Origin of the sequence: Kineothrix sp. MSJ-39 (genome assembly GCF_018917935.1) — a bacterium.
Classification (GTDB): domain Bacteria; phylum Bacillota; class Clostridia; order Lachnospirales; family Lachnospiraceae; genus CAG-194.
In genome coordinates this window covers 61,388-87,673 of the sequence record NZ_JAHLPN010000012.1, presented here as the reverse complement: position 1 = coordinate 87,673, position 26,286 = coordinate 61,388, and the positions used below count along the sequence as shown (strand labels likewise).

General features: G+C 38.6%; 18 protein-coding genes. All 18 read right to left on the bottom strand.

All coding sequences use genetic code 11. The features are described 5' to 3' along the window. Position 1: 1 nt before the first annotated feature. Positions 2 to 1,327 (bottom strand): lipopolysaccharide biosynthesis protein, encoded by a 1,326-nt coding sequence (locus KQI22_RS09115; RefSeq protein ID WP_216551764.1) that lies wholly within the window; start codon positions 1,325 to 1,327, stop codon positions 2 to 4. Between the two features lie 46 nt (positions 1,328 to 1,373). Continuing rightward, entirely contained in the window at positions 1,374 to 2,186 is an 813-nt protein-coding gene (locus KQI22_RS09110; RefSeq protein WP_216551763.1) for a glycosyltransferase family 2 protein, read from the bottom strand. A gap of 61 nt (positions 2,187 to 2,247) precedes the next feature. Then, positions 2,248 to 3,453, bottom strand: a complete 1,206-nt coding sequence (locus KQI22_RS09105; RefSeq protein ID WP_216551762.1) for a glycosyltransferase — start codon at positions 3,451 to 3,453, stop codon at positions 2,248 to 2,250. A 2-nt stretch (positions 3,454 to 3,455) separates the two neighbouring features. Further along, entirely contained in the window at positions 3,456 to 4,193 is a 738-nt protein-coding gene (locus KQI22_RS09100; RefSeq protein WP_330623322.1) for a glycosyltransferase family 2 protein, read from the bottom strand. Between the two features lie 51 nt (positions 4,194 to 4,244). Then, complete coding sequence (locus KQI22_RS09095) at positions 4,245 to 4,928, bottom strand: sugar transferase (protein WP_216551760.1); 684 nt, start codon at positions 4,926 to 4,928, stop codon at positions 4,245 to 4,247. After that, on the bottom strand, positions 4,921 to 6,171 hold the full coding sequence (locus tag KQI22_RS09090) for a DegT/DnrJ/EryC1/StrS family aminotransferase (protein ID WP_216551759.1): 1,251 nt from the start codon (positions 6,169 to 6,171) through the stop codon (positions 4,921 to 4,923). Before KQI22_RS09090 ends, KQI22_RS09095 begins: the two co-directional genes overlap by 8 nt. A 158-nt stretch (positions 6,172 to 6,329) precedes the next feature. Continuing rightward, positions 6,330 to 11,510 (bottom strand): DUF5057 domain-containing protein, encoded by a 5,181-nt coding sequence (locus KQI22_RS09085; RefSeq protein ID WP_216551758.1) that lies wholly within the window; start codon positions 11,508 to 11,510, stop codon positions 6,330 to 6,332. A gap of 33 nt (positions 11,511 to 11,543) precedes the next feature. Then, the gene (locus KQI22_RS09080) at positions 11,544 to 14,003 is read right to left on the bottom strand and encodes a type IV pilus modification PilV family protein (protein ID WP_216551757.1); all 2,460 of its coding nucleotides are present in this window, start codon (positions 14,001 to 14,003) and stop codon (positions 11,544 to 11,546) included. 40 nt (positions 14,004 to 14,043) lie between these two features. Continuing rightward, on the bottom strand, positions 14,044 to 14,568 hold the full coding sequence (locus KQI22_RS09075; RefSeq protein ID WP_216551756.1) for a pilus assembly FimT family protein: 525 nt from the start codon (positions 14,566 to 14,568) through the stop codon (positions 14,044 to 14,046). Between the two features lie 10 nt (positions 14,569 to 14,578). Continuing rightward, complete coding sequence (locus tag KQI22_RS09070; RefSeq protein ID WP_216551755.1) at positions 14,579 to 17,008, bottom strand: hypothetical protein; 2,430 nt, start codon at positions 17,006 to 17,008, stop codon at positions 14,579 to 14,581. A 61-nt stretch (positions 17,009 to 17,069) separates the two neighbouring features. Next, complete coding sequence (locus KQI22_RS09065) at positions 17,070 to 18,521, bottom strand: type IV pilus modification PilV family protein (protein WP_216551754.1); 1,452 nt, start codon at positions 18,519 to 18,521, stop codon at positions 17,070 to 17,072. A gap of 36 nt (positions 18,522 to 18,557) precedes the next feature. Further along, a complete protein-coding gene (locus KQI22_RS09060) occupies positions 18,558 to 19,358 on the bottom strand; it encodes a hypothetical protein (RefSeq protein WP_216551753.1) in 801 nt (266 codons plus the stop codon). An 11-nt stretch (positions 19,359 to 19,369) separates the two neighbouring features. After that, positions 19,370 to 21,202, bottom strand: coding sequence for a hypothetical protein (locus KQI22_RS09055; RefSeq protein ID WP_216551752.1), 1,833 nt, complete (start codon positions 21,200 to 21,202; stop codon positions 19,370 to 19,372). 69 nt (positions 21,203 to 21,271) lie between these two features. Beyond that, the gene (locus KQI22_RS09050) at positions 21,272 to 22,048 is read right to left on the bottom strand and encodes a prepilin peptidase (RefSeq protein WP_253293581.1); all 777 of its coding nucleotides are present in this window, start codon (positions 22,046 to 22,048) and stop codon (positions 21,272 to 21,274) included. Positions 22,049 to 22,104: 56 nt separating this feature from the next. Next, positions 22,105 to 22,632, bottom strand: a complete 528-nt coding sequence (locus KQI22_RS09045) for a prepilin-type N-terminal cleavage/methylation domain-containing protein (protein ID WP_253293580.1) — start codon at positions 22,630 to 22,632, stop codon at positions 22,105 to 22,107. Then, positions 22,629 to 23,096, bottom strand: a complete 468-nt coding sequence (locus tag KQI22_RS13845; protein WP_253293579.1) for a type IV pilin protein — start codon at positions 23,094 to 23,096, stop codon at positions 22,629 to 22,631. Before KQI22_RS13845 ends, KQI22_RS09045 begins: the two co-directional genes overlap by 4 nt. Positions 23,097 to 23,111: 15 nt before the next feature. After that, on the bottom strand, positions 23,112 to 24,332 hold the full coding sequence (locus KQI22_RS09035) for a type II secretion system F family protein (RefSeq protein ID WP_216551751.1): 1,221 nt from the start codon (positions 24,330 to 24,332) through the stop codon (positions 23,112 to 23,114). 48 nt (positions 24,333 to 24,380) lie between these two features. After that, positions 24,381 to 26,078 carry a GspE/PulE family protein gene (locus KQI22_RS09030; RefSeq protein WP_216551750.1) on the bottom strand — a complete coding sequence of 566 codons (1,698 nt, stop codon included), beginning with the start codon at positions 26,076 to 26,078 and terminating at the stop codon, positions 24,381 to 24,383. Positions 26,079 to 26,286: the final 208 nt, after the last annotated feature.

Sequence of the window (26,286 nt, the reverse complement as noted above, 5' to 3'; positions counted from 1 at the left end):
ACTAAATCTCCTTCTTTTTCTTTTCAATATAAGAAAAAACAGCTATTGGCTGAATTATTGCAGAAATTGCCATCGAGCATACTGTTCCACATAAAATTCCTGCTATTCCCATATTCAATACCCTTGCAAATATAAGTGACATTGGGATATTTCCACTAGCCTGAATAATTGCCAGAATTATAGAAACCTTCATTAACTCCAATCCATTTGCCACGTAAGATATCATATTACACCATATTGTAAGGATACAATAACAGGCACCTAAAGGTATTAGACCATATGTATAATGTAGATTTCTTCCTAACCACAATCCAGATAATGATTTGAATACTATAGCTAAAATAACAGCACCTATAACAAATGGAATCATTACAATTATCATTTTCTTTATAATATTCAGAAGATAATCCCATCGTTTTTCAGTCTTTGCTTTTGTTGTTGCAGTCCATATTGGTGCTAACAATGATGTATAAATACTACTTATCACAGTAAAGAGTTTATTTACCGTCGAATAGGGTGTTACATCAGCAGCTCCGTATAAATACGATATTATTAAATTATCTGTAGTAAATAAAACCAAAGCACATATTTGGATTACAAAAAACTGTAGTCCTAAATTAGTCAGGCTTTTTCCTTCTTTTAATCTAATATAATGAATATCAGGTTTTAGGTTGCGGTTTTTCCTAAAGAGTATTATACTTGCTGAAATATTTACAATAGTCATTGATAATCCATAAATTAACGCCAATGAGAATAAATTCCCCGGAGTCACTCGCATAATGATAAGTACCCCTAAAACACTGAGTATCTGTGTTACCAATTCCATTACACTTGCATATGCAGCCTTTTGCAAAGCATATATTATATTTTTACATATCGACAAGATAAAATTCAGTACCATAAAAATAGCACTAATACATACAACTACGGTTAAATTTTCATCTATGTTAGTTATTCCAAATACCCTATTCCAATCAACTTGTATAGCCACTGCGCAAAAAACTGTAATCGCCAAGATCATAATAGTTGCAATAAACGCGTACGCAGAAGATATTAGTTTTTTTTCTTTCTCATTTTCTTTGAGTGCAATTGCATCCGTTAACTTATTTCGTAATCCATTTCCAATTCCAATGTCAAAAAAGCTAATCCATGATAATATAGACATAATGGTAGTCCATATACCATATCTTTCTACGCCTAAATAATTCATAATAATAGGCACGTATATGTAGCTAATTACCATCGAAATTGGTTTACACAAACCACTATAAATTATATCATGTAATAAATTATCTTTACTTTGAAAAAGCATATTGGTTTTTTTCATATTTGGCCTTCATCCTTATCAAACCATTTGTGGATTTCATTTTTCTTTACATATTTTTTTCTTCCCATCCGCCTTTTTTTAGTAATATTTTTCTTCCCAAACTAATAATACAATCCGGAATACATTTCTTTAATATGTTTAATTTTTTCTCGTGGCGATACTTCTTTTCAACTTGTGATATTCTATCAATATACTCTTTCTCCGAACATTCTCCGTATAAATAACTGATTTTAGCTCTTTCCATCCAATATACATAAGAACCATTATTTGCAGAATAACCACCCATCAGATATACTGAAATCGCAATGTTTATATACGCAAATATATACCCCTCACTATATGCTCTTATAAACAAATCATAATCTGCACATATCTTATATTTTTCATCATATGATAAGTTACGAAACACCTTCTCAGCAACAAAGACACTCTGGTGACAAAACGGCATATCCTTTTTTATACTTTGAATATTCCTAGCCGTTTCATATTTATAATAATTTTCTCTTTTTAATATAACATCCCCATATAAAATATCACACTGTATCGTCTGTAACCTAGTTTTCACATTATACAGCACTCTATTATCTGCAAAATAGTCACCTGCATTTAAGAATATATAATATTTCCCCTTAACATATTTTAATGCTTTATTCATTGCATTATATATGCCGTTATCTTCTTCTGAGATAATATGCACTCCTATACTCTTCTGATGCATTTTTTGATAAAATGCACTAACTAATTCCAGTGTTTTATCTGTTGATTTTCCATCTACTAAAACATATTCATAGTCACTATAAATCTGACTCTCAATTGAATCTAAAGTTCTTTTTATTTCTTCTTCTGCATTATATGTCACAGTTATGATTGAAAAGAATGGCATATCCTCTTCCCCACATCATTCATATTTTCCAAACTATTTACAGCATTCTTTTATATATATTAATATACTTTTGAAATGTATCTTTTCCCTGAAATTGTTCAGCACGTTTTAAACAATTTTCTGTACTATACTGATCTGAATTGGTCATTTTTTCAATACATTCTATTAACTCATGAATTGTATTACTCTTCACAATAATGCCACAGGAATCATCAATACATTCCGGACTTCCACCTGATTTAAAGGTTATGACCGGTGTTCCACATGCCAATGCTTCAATATTTACCATTCCCAACACTTCTTCTCTTGTTGCATTCACAAAAATATCTGCCGCAGAATAAATCTCCGCCAATTCATTCAGATCATTTGTCCGTGATACAGCAATTACTTCTTCAGGGCACCTTATTATACTATTATCCAGCCCCACCATAACAATTTGATATTTACTTTTATCCAACCTTTTTGATAGTTCAAAAAAAATATCGATTCCTTTCTTTTCATTCCAACAATATGAAACCCCTAAAATTACTGTTTTATTTTCATTAATACCCATTTTTTCTCTAAACTTTGAGCGTATTGGTTTAAAAACACTTTCGTCGATCCCATTATATATGGTTTCAACAGGATATTCAGAGAGAAAAGATTCTTTAACCAAGCTTTCCAACCATTTTGATGGAGTTATAAGCTGCATTGAATTTACTCCCAAAAAATATTTTCTTTTTATTTTCCATATTTTTTTAGTCACATCAAATCTAGAACTTGGATAATCTATAAGCTGCTTACAATTTCCACATCCGCTTTTCCACCTATCACATTGAGCAACTGTAAAGTTAGGGCATTTACCAGTGAATGCCCAACAGTCATGTAATGTCCAAACTACACTAATATGTTTTCTTTTAATATACCTGAATAATAACGGAAAATTAATATAACTATCATGTAAATTATGTAAATGAATAACACCTGGATTTAAATGATCAAGTCTATTTATAAGGCACAATGTTGAGAACCACGAAAAGCACCCATTCAAGCCGGAGTAATAAGCCATTTTTTGATTAATTTTATTTACAAACTCAGAACATATTATAATATCATCCTTATTCGGAGTCGTGTTATTTTTATTATCCGGGTAAGCAAGAATTACATTTAAACCACTTTCTTCTCCTACTTGCTTTATTTTTTTTGCTATGTTACCTGTACTGCCAAAATTTCCCAAGTTAATCTGAACAACACAATTCTCCATTTTTACCTCTCATACCTAATCTTCTTCAGTACACCATAGAACATATTTCTTATAGTAAATATACCGGCTAACCATACCGATTGGGAATCGCAGATACGAAACAATTCATAATGACTTTTTATCTTTTTTAATAAAGAATCATGAGATATGGATTTTTTCCTAATTCTGTATTTTGCCAAATTCTCGTTTAATAAGTAACAACAAGCGCCATCCCTTTTATAAAGCTGCAATCGTATGGCATAATCGTTGTTTTTTGATATGTTTTTTATCTGTACCATTCCAAACTCTTTTACATTGTACATCATCGTTAAATGACCAATATAATCATAACGATATATTTCTTTCTTCCGAATAACTACAGGTCCGGTCACTACAATTCCAAGTGCATTTCCGCCTTCATCAATTTTTTCGTACTCAGTATATGAAAAAACATATCCATTCTGAAGCATAAAATCTATCTGCTTTTCCAGTTTTTCAGGATTCCACAGATCATCCGAATCCAGAAAAGCGATCCATTCACCACATGCTTTTTGCAATGCCCGGTTTCTGGCCAACGCTGCACCACTATTTCTGTCATTTTTAAAATATCTGATTCTATCATCATGAAATAAGGCAATGATTTCGTCCGTCTGATCCGTTGAACAATCATCTACAATGATCAGTTCCCATTTTGTATATGTTTGATCTATTACAGACTGTATTGCTTCTGCCAAATACTCTCCTGTATTCCATGATGGCATGATAACTGATACCAATCCCTCTGTCATATCATTGTATCCTTTATTAGGTTCCTATCCAAATACAGCTGCCACTGTCTTAAACATAATCTTTAATTCTGCTCTTAATCCAAATTTTTTTATACTTAATAAATTATACTTCATTTTATCAGGTAAAATCTCTCTCACATAATATTGATCTACATCGTCAACTTTTTCCAATAACCGTCCTTCATCCTTATACCGGATACTGGCTTCCGAAGTAATTCCGGCCGGAAGTAAAAGAGTTGCCAGCATCTCTTTTGAATATGCTTTGACATATTTAACCGCCTCCGGTCTCGTACCGACAAAACTCATATTTCCAACTAAAACATCCCAAAGCTGCGGCAATTCATCAATTCTCAGATCACGTAATTTTTTCCCGATTTTTGTGATCCGCATATCATGTGCTACCGCAACTGCCGGTCCTATCTGTTCTGCATTATTTACCATTGTCCGAAACTTATGTATTTTAAATATTTTACCATATGCAGTTACCCTTTCCTGACTATATATAACAGGACCTGCTGAATCAATCTTGATCAAAAATGCAATAACGATCATTGGAAGTAATAATATAAGAAGCAGAATACATGAAGTGACAACATCAAATATACGCTTCATAAATAAAGACAACTTCTTATCTGCCAATACATCATAATATACTTTGATCTCTTCACATTTCATAAATGCAGGAAGTTCATCCCATTTCTTAAGCATCACCTAACGATTCCTTCCCCTTTAAATAGTTACTTACTACGTCTTTATAATTTTCTGTTATATAGTCTATATCCTCAAAACTAAGCCGCGTATGCAGAGGCAGTGTAATCAGGTTCCGGTAGTAATCATATGCATTGGGGAAATCCGCTATATCCCACCCCATGTTCTTATATGCTGTCATCATTGGAAGCGGCTTATAATGTACATTTGTTGCAATACCTCTTTCTGCCATCTGAACAATAATTTCTCTTCTCTCCCGATCATTTATTCCCGGGATACGGGTCAAATACAAATGCCCACTGCTACTATATTCAGATGTATAATGCCTTAAATGCAGAATATGAAGTTCATCACACATACTGTCATACTGCTTTATTATTTTCTTTCGTTTTTCCAGCATTGCAGGATAACGCTCTAACTGTTTTAACCCAATAGCTGCCATTATATCTGTCATATTGCACTTGTACCACGGACCAATAATATCGTATTCCCATGTCCCAAGCTGTTTTCTTTCCAAGGCATCCTTTGATTGTCCATGCAGAGATAAAAGCTGATAATCATGATACATCTCATCATTATCTATCCCCGGTATATCTTTCCATGTTGCAGCTCCTCCCTCTGCCGTTGTAAAATTTTTTACAGCATGAAAACTAAAGTCCGTGAAATCTGCTATCTCACCGGCCATTTTACCGTTTCTGCTTGCCCCCAATGCATGTGCGCAATCAGCAAAAACCAACACTCTCCCTATCTGTTGCTGTATTCTGGCGCCAAGATCATTTCCTTTTTTTGCGCAGAACAAATGCCTTTTGCTTTCAACTATTTGAAATAATTTATCATAATCACAGATAATTCCTCCAAGATCAACTGCTACAATCGCTTTGGTCTTCTCTGTAATAGCGTCTGCCACCAGATTATAATCCATCTCTGTAGAATTCTTGAAATTATCTATGAAAATGACTTTTGCCCCACAATGAATTGCCGCAGAAGCTGTCGCCGTATATGTATAAGCCGGAACTATCACCTCGTCTCCCGCTCCGATTCCGCATATACGGAAATTCAATTCCTCCGCCGCTGTTGCTGAACTAAGACAAACCACTTTACTTGTATGGCAATATGCAGCCAGTCTACGTTCTAATTCTTTTACCCTTGGACCTGTTGTAATCCAACCGGAACGCATAGCTTCTGCCACTTCCTGAATTTCCATTTCAGAAATATCCGGTGGACTAAATGGAATCTTCCTCATTTTTTATTTCTTCTTTCATATCTTCTTTTAAAATATTTCATACTCTTTTTATAAAATATGGGATGGCGTATGCCATCCCATATCATGTGTATATGACCCTCTGCTCACATTGAATTTTATCACAAATTAATGGCAGACACAACTCTATATACTTTGTTCTAATCAAGATTCAGAAGATCTGTCTTTGTTACTGTAAGTTCCTGATAAGCTTTCTGCTCTATCTCCTTCTCCTCATCTTCCTGACCTGTAGTTGATGAAACAGTCTTTACAGTCGTCTGCGCTTCCATGATGATCGTAAAGGCGCCTGTATCATTTAAGTATGATAATGGCAGATAAAAACCATAAGTTGCCATACTTGACAGATTCTTCACCTTATTTCCATCCAGCGTATCTTTTGCGATCACAGAGCCAAAGCTTCCGTTAGCAACCGTATAGGTATTGATATACTCTGAAATATCTACAGCTGATGTTTTATTTACGGTTTCTACACGTGCCTTTACTTCTCTGTTTCCTACCTTCAGTGTATATTCATCCCCAGATTCTTTTCCTTCAGCCTTCAGATAATACTTAATTGTAAGATACTTATTACCACGTACGAAATTTGTATCATTCAGGCGGAAATACATCGGTGTACCAATTGTTCTTGCAGACTTTTCATCTATTGTAGTATCTGTATTCGGATCTACAAACTGATATTTTCTCGTACCGTCCGTATTTGTCAGAATAGAGGAATCCACTGCTGTGTTTCCTGCATTTGGATGATCCGGATCAACAGGCTTTGTAACATTTTTATCATATGGAATTGCCAGACTGCTGATTGCTGTTGCATTCAGATCCGGTGTTTCAAAGAATCCAATATCCGGTGTTGTATACTTCGCCGTAAAGGATGCCATTAATGTATTTACAAACAACTGTGCTTCCGAATCCAGATTGTTACCATTCATCTGCCCATGACCGGCTCCGGTATATGTAATATTACCTTTATTATAAATATAATATCCATCCGTTGCCATCGGTCCGCCAACAGTATCTGCATATGGGTTAAATTTACCACTGTCTAAATTACTGTCTCCCATTGTGTACCATACTACTACATCCGACTCCTTATCATTGTCATCATCCGCATCCAGATCAAGCTGGAAATACTGTGAATGAGTCTGAGATACTTTAAAAGAATCCGGTAAAATATACGGATATGTCGTAATCTGTCCATCATTCATTTTATTTACCGTATAATCTGCTTCACCGTTTCCATTTAAATATACCAGGTTCGAATTCAGCCAGTTTTTACTCTGCCCATTACGTTTCCAACAAATCAACGTATTACTAAATCCCTGTGTATATGGCAGTATGGTTTTTCTTGCCATACCAGGCTGATATGCCACTGTCTTTCCTGTTGACTCGATCAGATTCACTTCTGCAGCATTTGCCGCTGTTCTTGTATAGCTTGAACCGGAATGTAAATAATTCAGCCCTTTTGCAGCATCTGATTTGTTTGCCAGCCCCATAAATACTGTCTTACTATCATCTGAAAGAATATTCTGCGTATTACCATACCGATCCATACCGACCAGATTACGCAACTCTGTTACCTGCTGGAATCCTGAATTAAATCCGATAAAATCATGTGCAAGCAAGGTTGGCTTACCACTTTCCATAAATGCCTCAACTGCTTTCATTGCGCTCATCTTGGTAAAGTTTGCATAATCATCACCAAAACCAAGCACTAACATATTGGCACCTTTAACGCCTTCTTTTGTCACATTTCCTGCCGTATCTTTTTCTTCTCCAACCATATAAGATGCAAAATACTCAAGTGCAAAATCCTCAAGACTCTTATGTGCCGGCTTTTGACTTTCTTCCGTCCATTTGGTATCAAAATCATCTTCAAATTGACTTACATCCAGAGTAGAAACAACAACTTTATATCCCGGAATATTATTCAGATATTTTCCATATGTACCATTCTGATCCTTTATTGCCTCTTCCAAATTCAATGTAGAGCCGGGTGTCTTTCCATCTTTTGTCCAATGACGTTTTGTTGGATAATTCGTGATCTGTAAAATACTGCAGATTTTTTCATTTCCGGTAATATTCTTTGCAAGTGTATAGCCTTCTTCCGAAGCATGTGAATTTGCATACTGATATGCTTCCACATCCAGCTTCCACTTCAAGAGACCGCAATAATCCTTCGCAATCGCACGCTTCATGGTATACTCAATATCTTTATATAATACATATTCGCCATTTGCGTTTTTCTCTGCTTCAGCCCCGCTTCCGGTCACCTCCACCGTTATATCCGCAATTTCTTCCGTCTTGGCAGAATATTTACCATCATTGTTGATATCAATATACAAATGCGGTTTATAGGTCGTCACAATATTGCCGTCTGTCGCATCTGCACCGATCACAAACTGATATGTCAAAGTTCTCGATCCATCCGAATCCTGCTCCAGATACTGCACAGTATCCGGATCAATGATCTGCGTACCCTGTTTTGTCAGATAACTGTACTCCGTAGGCTTCTTATTTAATGTAAGTGTCAGCTTCTCTGTCGCAACATACTTACTTACCGTATCCTTTGTAACAGTTCCTGCTTCAAACTGACTCGTTGTAACAACATTTGATCCTACATATCGCTTGTAGCCCCCTGCATTTTCAGCTGCGTATGTATCTGTTGCAGCGTCTGAGGTTACAGTAACCGAATCCGTTACTTTATTTTCATATTCACCTGTTTCTTTATTATAGATATATCCTAACGTATACTGTAAAAATTCATACAGATTAGAAGCATTATCGACACGTCCATGATCATTTTTATTATCATTTACATCTGAATTGACTGCTGTCGGATTAATTTTGATATTATCCTTTGTACCAACTGCTCCCATCAGGCTTCCGTCTACTACTACCAGACAATTTGCTTTCACATATTCTTCCAGTTTTGCAAGCTTTGTCTTGGTAATATCACGTCCCGGATATCTCGTCGTACTTGTTTTTCCATTTAATCTTGTAATATTGGCATCTCTGTTACTTTCCTTATCAGCAAGATCCGCAGCTGAGATTTCTGTACTTGGATCCGTATCCAGATATCCGAGCAGCCAGTTATTTGCTGTTACAATATCTCCGATATTGTAATAGATCATACCAGTCATTGCTTTATCTGTATAAACGGGCAGATCCTTTTTCACTGCATTTGATGTACCGGCTGTTGTCTGCTGATTATCACCTGTTACAGATGAAATTGGATTATAAATTCCATCAACTGCTGTATAAGTATTTACATTACTACCGGAAGATGATGTCCCTGAATTTACAGTTGTATAATAATAATTGCCAATCTCACCGCCAATATAAACAATATCATATGTCTCAACAAGATCTTCATTACGTCCATTAAATTCATCAATCGACATGGATTCAAACGTAATAAATTTCTTCATGGTATCCTGATTATAGTAAGCGCTCAGATATTTCGCTATAAATGCATCTCTGTTCTTTTTCGTTTTGCTGTTTGATGCAAGATCAGCATATTCCTCCGATCCGCGCTTTTCATTATAAAGAAACGCTGTGGTCGGCTGGATTTCCAAAATATTCAGACTGTTTTTTACTACAGCCAGCCCTCTTCCGTCACTTACCAGAATGTACTGAACCGCAACAGCCGGAGATACTCTAGTTGGCATCGTTCCTTCCAGTGAATTCTTATTGGTTGTATTAATATAACTTAATACCTCTGAAAATCCAGAAGATGCAACCGCTGATGTATAATAAGAAGTAAAATCACCATTTCCGATAAAATCAAGTGCATCTACCATTGCTCTTGGCGAATCGAAATCAGCAATATGATGATTATATACATATGTATTACCCGTTACAAAGTTACCATTACCGCCATACATAATAGTGGTTTTTAATCCACTTACAAACTCTTTATCTTCAAAGAGTTCTTTTATAATTTCAGCCGATGTCTTTGTTGGCTTATTCGTTTCAGAATCTTTTGGGGATTCTATTTTTTCTGTTGTAGAATTATATAATCCCTTTTCCTGCGCTCTTGTTACAACATTCGAATAATCCGTCTGCCATAAAAGGAGAGCCAATTTACTGATATTCTGTGACTCTGCGGACTCCGGACTATAATTCAAATAATCCATAATCAAAGCCTTGTGATCTACAGCAACTTTATTAAATAAAGTAAGCAGAACATCATCTGATATATCCTGTTTTTCATTTATAAATTCTGTATTTGTTCCGTTGATATAAATAAGGTTAGCCGTCTCAATATCCTTCGCTGTTACCTCATTCGCTGCTTTGGTAATATACTTAATGGTCATCTTATTCTTATAATCGACATAATTACCAAATACATACTCTTGAAACCAATTACTGTTATAATGTTTCTGGCTGCCTTTTAAACTTGTAGCATAGTATAAAGAAATCTGACCACTTTCATCGTCACTGACATATCCCCAATATTCTGTATGTGTTAAGGAAGTATTCAATGATCTTGTAAAAGTCAGATTACCACCCTGACCAACATGTGTAACAAGCTTTGTTCCGTCTGCAGCCACCGGTAATCCCATCTTAGTAGTATCGATTGTAACAGGTTCCAGCCGCTTTACAATCGAGTTGCTGCTAACGGATTCATCCGGTCCAATGATATTTGCACGATCTTCTTCTGTAAGATCATTTTCACTGACACTTTCCTGTTTAACCAGACAAATTCTGCCATTCTTGTCAATTTCATATCCATCTGCAAGCTGGTATTCTCCACCCTCTTTCATGGAATATATACCTTTTACAAATGTTTTTTCCGTAAACTCTTCATAGTCACCAGTTTTAAAAGTAGAAAAAATAGCATTTCCAGGTGCATAAAACAGGTATTCACCCACACTTTGCGCATCTCTCTGCGCATCAATACCATCCGGCTTTATCATACCAAAATTTCGCATTTTTAACAAAATCTTGGCATATTCATTTCTATTATTATCCAGATTGTAATTTGGATCTCCTAATGCTCTACCTTGAGAAGTTTTACCAAATCCCCTCATTTCATCGCTATATCTTGTATCTGAAAACAAGTAACCCAACTCTGCTTTCGTTGATTTATAATCATTTGCATTCTGATCCTTGTCAACCTTATAAGTTTCCGCTGTTGGTTCAATTTCCAATATAGTAAAAGTTGTTGCGTTTTCTGTCTGATAGGTATCTTTAATCTTATCAAACACCTTTGTTTCAGCCTGCACATCTGTTACGTTGGTCATTACCTCCGCTCCGAATATAACCGCAGCCATGCAAAATCCGACTAATCCTACTATTGTCCTTTTACTTTTCTTGCTCATTCTCATACGCTCTCCTGTTTTACCCGGCTATTTCTATTTTTTCCAGTATTCATAAGTACTGTTATAGGTATATGTATTTGGTCCGTATACACATTTATATTTATTACCGGATTTATATACTACAGCAGATACTTCCTTACCTGTTGTATCAATACCCTTGATTGTCACTCCAGTTCCCGCACTGGTTGCCGTTATATTGCTTGGGAAATTTCCATATGTTGAATTTGGTCCTGGCAAATAAACTCCCTGCCCCTCTACATTTGCAATATAAACCTTATAGTCACGATAAGCCTTTCCATCGTCCTGTCCGTTATTACCAGTATTATTATTTTTTCTAAAACTATAATAATCTTCGGAAGTTATCCTTACGTATAATGCATCTGTCGGATACTGTTTGGTTGTACTCTTTGCTTCCATTTGGCAAGAAATCTGATCCACATAATTGTCTGCGTTTCCATAAGCAGATTTATCCGCAAAGCTCAGATACTGATTTGTACCCTCCATACCGGCTCGATTTAAGTTGCTGGATCTGCTCCATTTTGAATCGGATTTCGTGTAACTATTTACATAAATTCCCCACTCACTACGTTTTGTCACATTATAATACTTCATCTGTGTATCAATCTCTGTTGACTGCCCCTTCTGCAGACAAATTGTAGTTGGCACTAATGGCTGCATCTCAACCGGATGAATATGATAACGCATAGTTCCCTGGACATTCTTTGTTTCACCTGTTGGCTGGTGTGTATTTGGATTCAGAACATCAAAGTCATAATAAAAAGATACTTCCAAGTACATATTATCATGCAAATAGAACTGCTCCATCTGATCAATCTTAAAGCCAAATGAATTCATATCCACATAAATATATCCCTGACCGTCATCAGGATTTGCTACCGGATGATAAAAGCGCTTCAATCCCTCTGCCGGATCATTAATATTGTTAGGACCCACTGCTTTGATTCCTGTAATTCTGGTAACCTTTTTTACCTTTCTCTGTCCATCATTGTCCGGTGCCGTATGATCATCCGTATATCCACCTCTGGTCACATCTGATGCCCAATCATTAAAGTTTAATTTAAAACCACGGCTGTTATCACCGTTGCTTGACTGTTTCTTGGTAGGCAAAATGCCAAAGATATACGCAGCCTTTACAGAATCATCGAAATCAGAAATAACCTCAACCTTAAATTCATCACTTAAATTCTGTGCATTTTTGCCGACTACAACGGTATTTGACTGGCGTCCGCCACTGGTTTTTGCAGAAGACAGCTTCGCAAGCGCATCATTCGAACATAACTGCCATTCCGCATTGGTTGCCTGCGGGTTACGATGATAAAGCTTCCATGTCAAATCCGTGCTGACATTCGACTGATCGATTGTTGGAATCAAAGTAACCGAAGTACCTGCATTTGCATAATTATTGGTATCCGGAACCTGTTTCCCTTTATATATCTCATTTGCGTACTCACTCTTCCATCCGGAAATGCCGGTTGATCCTGCCCATGTAATCTTCCTTACAATCCGCAGTCTGATTCTAGCTTCCTTCTTGATATTACCTTGTGCTGCAACAACACTGAATTCTGTATTCGGTGTATTAATGAATTTATCCAATCCGACATCCGACCATGTCAGATTGCTTTCTTTGCCCTTGGCAGTACTCATACTGAAAATCGTGCTGTCATAATTAATCAGGCTCCAGTCACTGTCTTCACTTGCCGGTGTTCCCTTATATGTAGGCTTTGCCGTAAATTTAATACTTCCTGCCCCGTTTGTGATTGTATGGGCACCAGAATGGATTGAATCCTCATAATACTGTGTTGTAACGCCTTTTATTACATCAATATATACGAGCTTTGGTGTCAATGTAAGTGCCTTGAGCTGTGCCTCAGCCGTATCATCATTTTTAGAATCAGGATCTGCATAAGCTCTGTTACGCATCAGCACCTGATAATCACCTTTGTAGCTTCTGCCATTTTTTTTATAGGTCAATGCAAAAGAAAGGATATTCTCATCCTTTACTCTGTCTAAATCCACTTGAAAATCTTCCAGATACTGCCCCAGCAAAGCTCCACTGTTTTTGACCGTATAAGACTCTGTAGATGCATCATATGTTTCTGTATCGAGATATAATTCCTTGCTCGTTGCATTTAAATAGATCTTGTATCTCGTTTTTTCCGCTCTTGTTTTAGACAAAAGATAAAAATAACTCTTATCTGTTATTGAAGAATCATACTGTACTGTATACTTTTTTACCAATGCAACATTACCGGCGTCAAAAGAATCAATTGCCAGTTCCGAAATTGCATTTGCCACAAGCTGCGCTTCAGACTGAAGCTGTGCTTCCGTACTTAATGAGCTATAAGTTTTTGATGAAGTCGTCATCATATAGCCGACTGTTGTAACGATCACTCCCATAATTCCAAAAGCAATCAAAAGCTCGACCATACTAAAACCTCTGTTATTTCCGGTTTTTTTCTTTTTTACGTTCATAGTTCCTCCCATCTTACAACCCATTTATTTCTGTCCTGTACTATTTCCCTTTGACTTTACCCGTTGCCGCCACAATATCAATTTTATAAGTGTAGGTTCCTGCTTTTACAACGATCATCGATAAATTTGCCGGGCTCTCGATTGCCCCTGTTGCCCTGTTAAAGCAGATTTTAAGCGGATGTCCTTCCGATACCGGATTTGTAACCGATGATGTTGGATTCGGCTTAACTACATAGGAAATCTTAACATTATTCTTCTTGGCAAGTTTCTCGACATTTTTATACTCCGGATTAGCAGTATTCCCTTTCGTTACAGTTCTGGCGTACAGAAGTTTATCTGTAGAATTAACATAAATCTCCAGATAAACATCACCCGTCGTTGTTGCCTTTCCAAGTGTTTCAATTTTATTAGCCGTAATTGCAGAAGATATCTTTTTATAACATTCCTTTGCCGTATATCCTGTGATCACGCCAATATTTGATACAAATATTCCTAAAAAGATAGACAATAATGCAATTACAACTACTAACTCTACAATCGAGAATCCTTCATTATTTTTCTTCATCACACACCGCCTATTCTTTCTTCCAGTTCTGGTAAACAATCAGTGAACCAAGATCGACATACTCATTACCTGCAACTTCCGCTGTTTCAGCATATGTAAGCTTACCACTGTCACCCAAAGCTTCATAAGCATAGTAACCTGATGCGGATTTTGCTCGCAGTGCCTTCTTAACCTCATCCGCATTGTATGTAACAGAATTACATTGAGAACCGATCACAATATCGCCACCTGCTATTACAAGACCATCAAAGTCTTTTTCTAAGTAGACATTCTTCAAAGAGATGATTACCTTCAAGCTTGTATTTGATCCGTCATATGTATAATCGCCCGTATCTACATGTGCAACCGCGTCCTCCGTCAGACTTGTAGGATCCTTCTTAAAGTCAGCCGTCTTTATCTTTCCTGATACGGCAGCAACATCTACAATATTTTCAAATGCCGAGTTACTTTGCTGCATCGATGTGTTATTTGATGCATTTTCCTGCAACGTATGCATAAGAGAAGTATAGGTATCCGCATATGTATCTACATTTTTCAATGCCGCTTCCAGTTTATCATCACTGCTGTTTAACGTATCTTCCTGCAGCACTAAATTTTTACCGTTATTTGTAAAATAAAATGCATTACCTGCAAGTGTCAGATTCTGGTTATTATTACTTGCCAGTGCCGGATTCCAGATCACATTGGATACATAAGATTTAATGTATCTGCTCAGTCCGTCTTTATCGTACTCATAATATGCTTTAAAGAATTCATTTGCCTGCAGCTCATTTGTCCCAAAATCCAGATATAAATATACAAGTACGGACCCATTCACACGACGAAATACTGCTTTATAATCGGAAGTGAAAGAAGCACCCAGCTTCGTCCATAATCTCGAAAGATCCACAACCTTATATTTCAGTTCCGTCGTATATTTTGTACTATCATTCGGATCGGTTTTGTAGGTTGTCGTAAGCTTCTGATACTCTTCATAGCTCATTGGATTTTTGGCAAGCACCTGTTCACCTGTATCTGTATCAAATCCCACACATTCTGCAGGTACCATATAAATCAGCTGATCTGCCTTTACGGAAACAGATTCACCAAGCATAACATCCTTTGCATTCTTTTCCACATTATTGGATGAAACAGATGTTGTCTGATCCAGTCTGGTCTGATAATCCTGAATATTTTCAATATAATCGCCATCTGCTCCCGCTCCATATACTGCTTTATAACGGTCTGCATCTGCATCATAATGCTTTGTACCCACATATGCATGACCTACCAGAAACAGCTCGTTCAGTTTTGAGAAGTCCAGCTTCGTATTGGCGCCATTTACAAGGATGGAACTGCTGGCACCGGAATTATTTAATGAATCGCCATAACCTCTGTAAATACCGGAAAGCTTAATATTATTCCCGTTTCCATCCGTTGTCAGATCATCCTTTACATAAGTCGCACCATCCAGAGAAAGATTTCCCGTTGTCACATTGATATTAGATACATAGTTTAAATGCGTATCATCTGTTACAAGTCCAACCGAGTCCTTTGCATTGCTTACATTCAAAGTGTTGGCAATCAGATAATACTGTGTTTTAGTTTTATCTTCTTCAGTAGTCGGATCTGCCGGAGTTGATGCTACAGGCGGTTCTATAAACGAAAGAGACTTATGATTTGCCACATAAATGCCGTCATTACCACCAAACACATTACCTGTGACTGTTGTATTCGCTCCTGCACTAAAATCAGCCGGTGCTCCTTCATATTCATTTGAGTTAATCAATCTATTATTTGCAATCAGCGAATAATTTTCAATCTGTAACCGCGATGTAGAAACTGCATAGTCCAAATCCGGCGCTTTGATTCGAATGTCCGTTTCGATAATAGATACATACCCCTTATCATTGGTATATACAATTCTCAGATTCTGCATTTCTGTGTAGGTAGATCCATCCGGATGATAAAGTGCATTTTCCAGTCCGGCTACAATACCCACATATACAGTCCCCGGAACGCCAATAGAATCATTCGGGCTCATTCCACCCTTTGTCAGGATATCTTTAAGCTGTTTCTCATCCCACTTATCAGTATTTTTCACTGTTGGATTATTCGGATCTGTATAATTCTTTTCGCACAGTTTAGTTTCAAGCTGCTTGAAATATTTCTCCTGAAAATGTTTGGACATATCCTCAGCGGAATCGCCATCTGCGTATTTCATGGTATACACATAAGCCTCTGCCATGCTGTCCGAAACTTCCTGCTGCAGACCTGCATTGATAATATCGAGTGCTGTTTCGGCGGAATAGAAGTTATCCTTTGCCACACGGTCAGTTCCCTTCATCAAATAGTTACAATACGCCATATAAACGATCATCGCAACCAACATACCGATGAAAGCAATACTGACAATAACCATAATCATTGCTGCACCGCGGTTATTCTTTTTTGTTTTCATTCTATTCCTCAAATTCCCGATCATTTTATGTACATCCTTTCCACCTGTATGAACACCAGCCTTAGTCAGATAAACTACTCGTAAACGTAGCCACCTTATTGCCTGTTGCGACGTCCATAACATCCAGCGTTACATCATAAATAAAGCTTTTCTTTTCCTGCTGATATGCAGGGCTAAAATTCGATTCATATAATGCTTCCGTAATTGCGGTTCCATTATATGTATACTTACATCTGTCCTGTTTATATTCAGTCGGATCCGTCGGTTGATACTTGCTGTCTACAACCTCACTATTACTGCCTTCTTTTAAAATCCTGATATTTTTACTTGCATCAGAACTCAGATCATATCTCAGATTCGATACAATATGCGTAACCGGTTTATTCGGAGACACTGTATCATCTGTATAAACCCTCGGCAATGATGCATCCGGTATCTTTGACACTACGCTCACAGAAGCTCCGTACTCATCATTATATGTTTCTTCCTGACTAGGATCTTGCTTTTCTTTTTCTTTATCCAGTGTCCGGATCAGATAAATTGTAATTTCCTTCCCCGTTCTGTTATCAATTACAATGTTATCTTTGATATCATCTTTTGTGGTATAAGGCATACCACAAAAGTACAAATAAATGCTTCTCGGTAACAGAGACTCATCCAAAGTGGAAATTCCTTTTTCCGTTTCGCTAATCGCTGTCATGCCGGCAGGCACTCCATTTCCTTCCGGTACTGAATATTCTTTCGTGAGATCTATCACATATTTATTCCCTTCAGCTTTCGTTGTCGCCGTACTTTTCGGAAGATCATTACTCTTATCATATATACTGATCGTAATCGTACGTGACATAATCTGCAGATAATCATCCGCCGTCTTGGTGCCACTGGCTCTATTCACAAATTCATTTGCTTTTACTGTTGCTTCATCACTTGAAACATTTCTTGTCACATCATATGTATTATTAATCGTTGCAATATTGGCAACAGTCTTATTATTCTGTGAATTTGCCGTAGATAAATGAAATTTCAAATTATAATTATTATTGCCCTGTTTTACACCGTCCGCAAAGAAATAATAATCTGTAATCCGGTTACCGGAACCATCTACCCGCTTTACATCCTGTGCGATTCCGCCCTTCACACTCGTTGTATATAATCTGCTTCCTACTGCTCCGTCTGATACATTAAAGCTGGATACATCTGCCTTATATACTTCACTTCCCGCAGCATCCATATCGCCATGGAACTCATAGGTCAGACCTGACGGGATGATCTTATTTACAAGCGTTGCTTCACTTTCAAACATCTTAATGAACTCATCCGCGGAATAAGAGCTTGCGCCTTCCAGAATATCCTGCGCCATGTTTGTTGCGTTCAAGCTTATTTTAGCTTTCTTATTAATTTTTGCAGACTGTATAAAGTTCGCAACCAGTGGAGAGATCACAATACCCAGTATTGCAACTGCTATGATCAGCTCCACCAGTGTAAAACCTTCGGTTTTTCTCGTTTTCTTCATGAAAGAACCTCTTTTACTGGCTTTTCGTCTTAATTATTAGTTTCTCTTATCTTCAGCCGATTCAGCCGCAGCATCTTCTGCTGCCTTAGCCTGTGCTGCTTTTTCTGCTTCAATTGCCACTTTCTTATCAGCACTGTTAAAGATATTTCCACTACCCAATACAACACCAGGAATTTCAGGTGTAGTATATACTGCATCCGTACCTGTTAATGAATACATGTTGAAGATTAATGTACCTGTCAGATCACCTGTTTCAGAATCAAATGCCAATGAAACAGACTGTACAGATTTTCTCATTTCATCTTCATTTAACCGCTTTACAATTTCCTTTATGGAATTATAAGATGCCACGAAGTTAACCGTAACCGGTGTCTGATACAATAAAATTTCAGGTGCTGCACCTGTTGTATCTGCAGTAGCTGTTGCAGCCTCTATAGGTTCACCGTTTTCATCTGTTGCCGGCTGTTCTTCTACTGTTGCCTGTGCTACTTCCATTGGTGTAGTTCCGGGCATATTAATCGTTTTTGCGCTGGCATCAAAATTCTTTTCCAGATCTCTTACATACAGCACTTCATCTTCCGGCTTGTATGCTGCCGCAAACTGTGCCTTGATATTTTCAATTTCTTCCTGCATGGTTGCAGTATCATCTAAATACTGCTGCTTATTATTTGCAAGTTCCTGTAATCTGTCTACTTCCTGCTGCAATGATGCATTATTTGCCTTCATTGCATCTGTCTTCTCATTTAATTTTGTGAACACAAAGAAATAAGAAATTGCTGCGATTGCAATGCCAAGTGCAATCAATAAAATATTAATATCTGATTTTTTTAATTTCATCTCGGTTCCTCCTATTCAGCAACAGTTTCTGCTTCAGCAGTTTCTGCGTTTTCTTCTGTAGACTCTGTTGACTCGTCAACAAGTAATGCCGGATTTGTTCCATATGTACAATCTGCTGTAAGCTGTACCCGGCTTGTACCGGTCTCATCATTTGTTACTTCTGTTACTGCTGTTACTAAAACATCTGAGAAGTTCTCAAAAGAACGGAGATTAATAATAGCTGCTGCAGCTTCTTCCTTTGTTCCGACAGAGAACGCAAGGCTGACGCCTGTTGTTGTTACATTCATTGTTGTAACTTCTACATCCTTAGGAAGCTTTTGCTCCAGCTGTCCGATCAGTTCATATAAATCTCTGTTGTAATTATCTGTCTGGGCATAAACTTCATTCAGATAATCACAATCCGCCTTCGTCTGCACATAAGTATCATAAATACCCTGTACCGGCTCCAGCTGTGTTTTCTTTTCTGTCAGGTTTTCGCCCTCGATCTTTGTTGTAAAGTATTTCGGAACAGATAATGCAATCAGCACAACTGCAACTGCAAGTCCTGCCACGAATACGATCACCGGCAGTTTTTCGTTAGATGCAGAGCTCTTCTTTGCACCCTTTCCCTTACCGCCTTTTTCGGAAGCCATGGAAGCAGGCATAAATCCGACTGATCCAAGACCTGCACCGATAACGGAAATGTAATCACCAAGAGATACATCCTGCAGATGTAAGCCCTGATTGATGTTTGTGCCCGCCAGATCCTTCAGTACTTCAACTTCTCTTCCCAATTCGTCGGAAAGGAGTCCTGCGAAGCCCCAGAAGTCGGCTGCAATACCTGTGATAATGATATTGTCGATTGCCGCATCTCTGTTTTTACTGTTATAGTAATCGATTACGCGGACGATCGAACTAATCAGCTGTTCATATGCATAAGTGACATCTCTGCGCAGACGCAGCATTTTCAGATTAGCACCTGCCTGCTTTGCAGCTACTGTTGTACTGGCAACCTGTGAACTGTCACCTGTTGCAGCAGCTGCTGCGATTGCTGCTTCGTTCTGTCTTTCAAGTTCAGCAACCTCTGCCTCTTTATCTGCCAGTGTTGCTTCTTCCTCTGCTTTCATAACCAGATTGTTTCTACGAAGTGTCTTAACTGCTGCTTCGTAAGAAAGCGGCTCTCCGTATACATCTGTATCCATCATAATGTCTACAACCTGATCCGCACCATAGATACCGGAACGCTGCATGGTAATGACACCGTTATTTGTCACGGTTAAGAGGGAACTTCTTTCATCGATCTTAACTGTTAAGTTAACGCCTGTTGCGAATCTGTGGCGCAGTGCCTGGAAAATACTGTTACCACTATAGTCAATAGAAGAAAGCTCCAAGCCAAGCTGCTGGGCCAGATAGCTGTAACCTTCCAGAATTTCGGACGGGCAGGCCATGATCATGACTCTGTACTGCTTTGTGCCTGCTTCGTCAGTAATCGTATCCATAATATTGTGAGCAAACTGATAACTGCTCGGATCTACCGGGAAGTAATCTGTGATGTTACTCATGAGCATTTCTGCAACCTTATTCTCTTTTACCATAGGAATGGTTGCCTCTCTACTCGCGATCTTTGTGGAAGAAACTGCGAAGATAACTTTCTTTGCGTTCATTCCGTTTGCTGCGATATAGGATTTCAGTTCCTGGATATAAGATTCTGTCGGGCTGATCGCGCCATCATTCAGAATGCCATCCGGAGTCTTCATACTGAAAACACCATATACCTGTGGATGTTTTGACCGGAAATCCATTTCACAGACCTGTGTCAGGGAATATCCGATTTCGATACTAAGTACTCTTTGTGCTTTTGCCATGATTTACCTCCCTAAAAGCGATAGGTTTTACCCTCTTTTTTCTTTTTTATATAAAGTCCGCTGCGCCGACTAATGTGTCACAAGCAAACTAAAATACCAATTGATAAACGGTTCGCCCCACAGCACGGATATAAAGATACCCATTGCCAGATAAGGCCCCATTGCCAGTACGTGTCCCTCGCCGGACACCTTCATACGAATAATATGTATGACAGATCCCAGGATACATCCAAGGATCAAAGCCAGAATCGATAACTTCCAGCCAATCAACAAACCTGCAGCCCGCATCAGTCTGACGTCGCCATAACCGATTGCTCTGCCACCCGAAACTCTGAAAATAATTTCAAGAAAAGTACTGACAGCAAAGAGGCCAATCACATAGGTCACCCAATCCCCTAAGTGAAATCCCAAGTGAATCAGCCCCAGTGCCAGTATAAACAGATTGATTCCAAACGGAATCTCATAAGTTCTAAAGTCTATCACGCTCAATACAATGAGCGCTGAAGTCAATAAACAGTATATAACTGAATCTATACTCCACCCGTTAATGATAAAAATCAGCACATACAGCACACCATTCAGCGATTCGATAATCGGATACTGTACCGAAATATGTGCCTTGCATTTTCGACATTTACCACCGAGAAACAGATAACTGAAAAGCGGAATCAGATCAAACCAACGAAGCTGATACCCACAACTCATGCAGTGGCTTCTCTTCTTCGAAAGGCTTTCCCCTGCGGGAATGCGATAGATACAGACGTTTAAAAAGCTGCCTATCACAATCCCGTAAAGGAATATAATGATTCCCGGTATTATTTTATCTGCTATAAAAAATGTGGTCATAGGGGAATGTCTCCTTCATGCATATTGCATTTTGTTCAAATCATTCTAACTAATGATTAGTTTGATGATCCTGATACTTCAGGAACTGTGATTGTACCGGCTGTTACTGTAAAATCACCATTAGCGCCACAAGTAATTGTAATACTTGCTGATGTGCCATTGCCTTTTGAAGCTTTGGATTTTAATTTAGCTTCCACACCTGCAATATTTGTTCCAAGTGTATTACCTACAACATTATACCAGTCAGCTGTGTTTGTTCCCGTTGCAATATTTCCTTTAGTAACTGTTGAGTTTGCTGCAGGCACATTTGTTGTTACATCAGGATCTGATGCTGCAATTGTGCATGCCTGATAAACACTGTCAAGAAGATCTTTATCTGCTGATACTCTTGATTTTTCAACGTACTTAATGTACTGAGGTGCTAATACACCGATTAAGATTGCCATGATAGCAATAACGATAATTAACTCAACGAGTGAGAAACCTTTGTTATTTGTCTTTTTCATTTTTAACCTCTCCTTTAAACTTGTTAAAATATTTATTTCAAAAGCTCTATCCCCTATATATAAAGCTTTTAAAATCATTCACTATCTGCCTCAAAGCCAACCACAATCCCATTTTTGTTCTGGTTTGCGTTGGTCTTTGCGCCCACATAAACAGTAAACTGATTTGCATCATTTACTTCAATCTTGATGTGCTGTCCTCTTGCCACCTTGGAGCGAAGTCTGCTCTCCACACCTGTCGAAAAATCCGACACGCCAACAAGTTCCAGCACACGCCTGCTCCAGTTCGGATGATTTCCTCCTGCCGGATTTACAGCGATATTAGTATCTCCCGCTCTCGGCAGATCCGTAATATCATCTTCTACCGATGCTGTAGAACAGGCTCTGTATACTGTTTCTAAAATATCTCTGTCCGCAGTCACTCTCGACTTCTCCACATATTTGATATATTGCGGAGCAAGCACACCGATCAGGATTGCCATAATTGCAATCACGATGATCAATTCCACCAAGGAAAACCCTTTTTCCTTCTTATTCACCCTCATAATCCTTCCTTTTTATTACAGATTATCAAGTCCTTCATACATAGCTGCCATAGGAGCCATAACCGCGCCAATGATTACACCGCAGACACCGGCAAGCATAATGATCATCAGCGGTTCCAAAGCCGCCATCAATGACTGTGTTGCCACTTCTACTTCTTCTTCATAATAATCAGCTAATGTATCCAGCATGTTTTCAATATTACCGGTTTCCTCACCGATTCTTACCATATGATATACCATCGGCGGAAACAGTCCTGATTTTTCAATCGGCTGTGAAAGCGGTACACCCTGCATAACATCGGTCTTTGCATCCCGCATAGCCGACATATAAAATTTATTGCTCATTGTTTCTGCAACAATTTCCACTGCATCCGGCATGGAAATACCTGCTGCCAGCATGGTCGATAAGTTTCTTGCGAATTTTGCCGCGTTCTGCTTCACAGTCAGATCCGCGATCATCGGTGCTTTGATAGCAGCTTTGGCGATTAATGTTTCACCCGTTTCCGTCCGTTTGAACCAACGGAAGAAAAATACCAGTGCAATTATTACCGCTACCACAATATACCATCTTGCCTGCATAAACTCCGAAGCCGCCACAACCGCCAGTGTGATCTTCGGCATATCAATTTCCATATCGGCAAACATACCCATGAAAGTCGGCACAACGAATGTCAGCATGACAATAACAACTGCTACAGCTACAACCAATACCATAATTGGGTAGATCATTGTTTTCTTGATCAGCCCCTGGATTTTGGCAGATTTTTCAAACTGTGTTGCCATACGTTCAAATGCGATATCTAAACTACCGGAAGCTTCACCGGCGCTTACCATGTGGATCAACAGTTTTGGGAACACGTCAGGTCTCTTCGCCATGGAGTTTGCAAGCGATTCACCTTTCTGTACACCAAGGTATACTTCCTGCAGACCATCTTTCAAGGTCGCATTTTCTGTCTGTTCTGTCAGCATTCGCATAGATTCCAGAATTGTAACACCGGCTCTGTGCATACTCACGAACTGGCGACAAAAGATACTCATATCTCTCGTCTTTACTTTTTTCTTAAACAAAGATCCCATATTCAGATCTTTGTCAAGGAACGACTGCTCCTTGATCTCAGTAGGTATCTTTCCTTCTTTTTTCAGCTGTTCCGCAGCTTTCTGTTCATTTTCCGCCTCAATGGAACCGCTGACTGCTTTACCGTTTTTATCAACTGCAGAATATTTATAAGTTGTCACCTGCACACCCTCCTAGGTTTCTTTCTCTTCTATCTTTTCTGTATCCTTCTAGCTTTCAAAGGAAACTTTGATCATTTCACTGACTGATGTAATGCCCTGCAGCACATATCTTGTTGCGCTCATACGCAGCGTGCTCATACCGTTTTTCAAAGCTACTTCCTTGATCGCATCAGCGTCACCGCCTTTTGCGATGCATCTTTTTACATCATTATTCACTTCCAGAATCTCATATACACCGATTCGTCCGCGATACCCACTGTTGTCACAATTCGGGCAGCCGACCGGCTCGTAGATTTCCACTTCCTGTCCTTCCATGCCAAGAACTTCCAGTTCATCTTCATTCGCAAGACGTTTTTGTTTGCACCTTGGGCACAGGCGGCGTACCAGACGCTGCGCAATGATACCCACAACAGAATCGGCAATCAGATAAGATTCGATTCCCATATCTTCCAGACGTGATACCGTACTTGCCGCCGAGTTCGTATGCAGTGTACTAACAACCAAGTGACCTGTGATAGACGCCTGCACCGCAATGCTCGCTGTCTCGCCGTCTCGAATTTCTCCGATCATGATAATGTCCGGATCCTGACGCAGAATAGAACGAAGCGCACTTGCAAAGGTAAGTCCTGCTTTTACATTTGTCTGTACCTGATTGATACCTGCCACATTTGCCTCGACAGGATCTTCGACCGTAATAATGTTAACTGCTTCTGTATTTAATTCGCTCAATGCCGTATAAAGCGTTGTTGATTTACCACTACCTGTAGGTCCCGTAACAAGGATGATACCATGTGGGTTCTTCAGGATATGTGTAAATACCTTTCTCTCACTTTCGCTGAAACCAAGCTCTGAAATATCTCGCGTCAGATTACCTTTGTTGGTAATACGCATAACCGTCTTTTCGCCGTATACCGTCGGAAGGATAGATACACGGATATCATATTCTCTGTTATCAACAAATGTTGTGATACGGCCGTCCTGCGGTTTTCTCTTTTCGGAGATATCCATTCCGCCGATAACCTTTAATCTGGCTACGATTGCAGGTAACAGCTTTATATTATATGTAATACGTTCGAATAATGCGCCATCAATTCGATAACGGATCCGAACTTTCTTTTCCAGTGCCTCGATATGGATATCGGAAGCTCTCTGACGAACTGCCTGTTCCAGCATGTTATTCACGAGCTGTACGATCGGGGAATTATTGACATCCTCATTGATCATTCGATCCATTTCATCTTCCTGGAACAGATCGGCTCTTTCCTGCTCGTAATCATTAGCCGCTTTGATTGCTTCGGCATTTCCATAATACTTATCGATTGCCAGCATGATCTCTCGCGGTGTTGCAACAGCCGGCTGGATCATACGGTTACTGATCATCGAAAGGTCATCGATCGCCAGCATATCCATCGGATCGGACATTGCCATGCAGATCACATTCACATTGCGGTCGTCATACCGGTAAGGGATGGCTGAATACTTCTTCAATATATCCACATCAAACATGGAGATCAAATCATCCGGTATGCGGCTCTGCAGATCAGCTCTTTCATATCCGAGCTGATGGCAAAGGGCATTTGCCATTGTCTCATCTGTTACATATCCATCATTTACAAGGATTTCACCAAGTCGTTTCTTATTCTCCCTCTGCTTGGCAAGCGCTTCATCGAGCTGTTCCTGTGAAATAATGCCTTCATTGATAAGAATATCACCGATTCTTATCTTTCTTCTTCCTGATAACCCCATCTTACTGTCCTTTCATACTACTTCCTACTTTTTAAAATTCGGTCATTACGGGCATAGCAAACCCAAAGTATGAATTTTATGTAAATCATTTTAACATTTTCTTAAGATTGTGTAAAGTCGCTTACAACCTTTTGTACTCAAATATGTACACAAAAATTTCATCTAATTTTGGGCACTTTTTACATTTTTATTTATTTACGTCGTATAT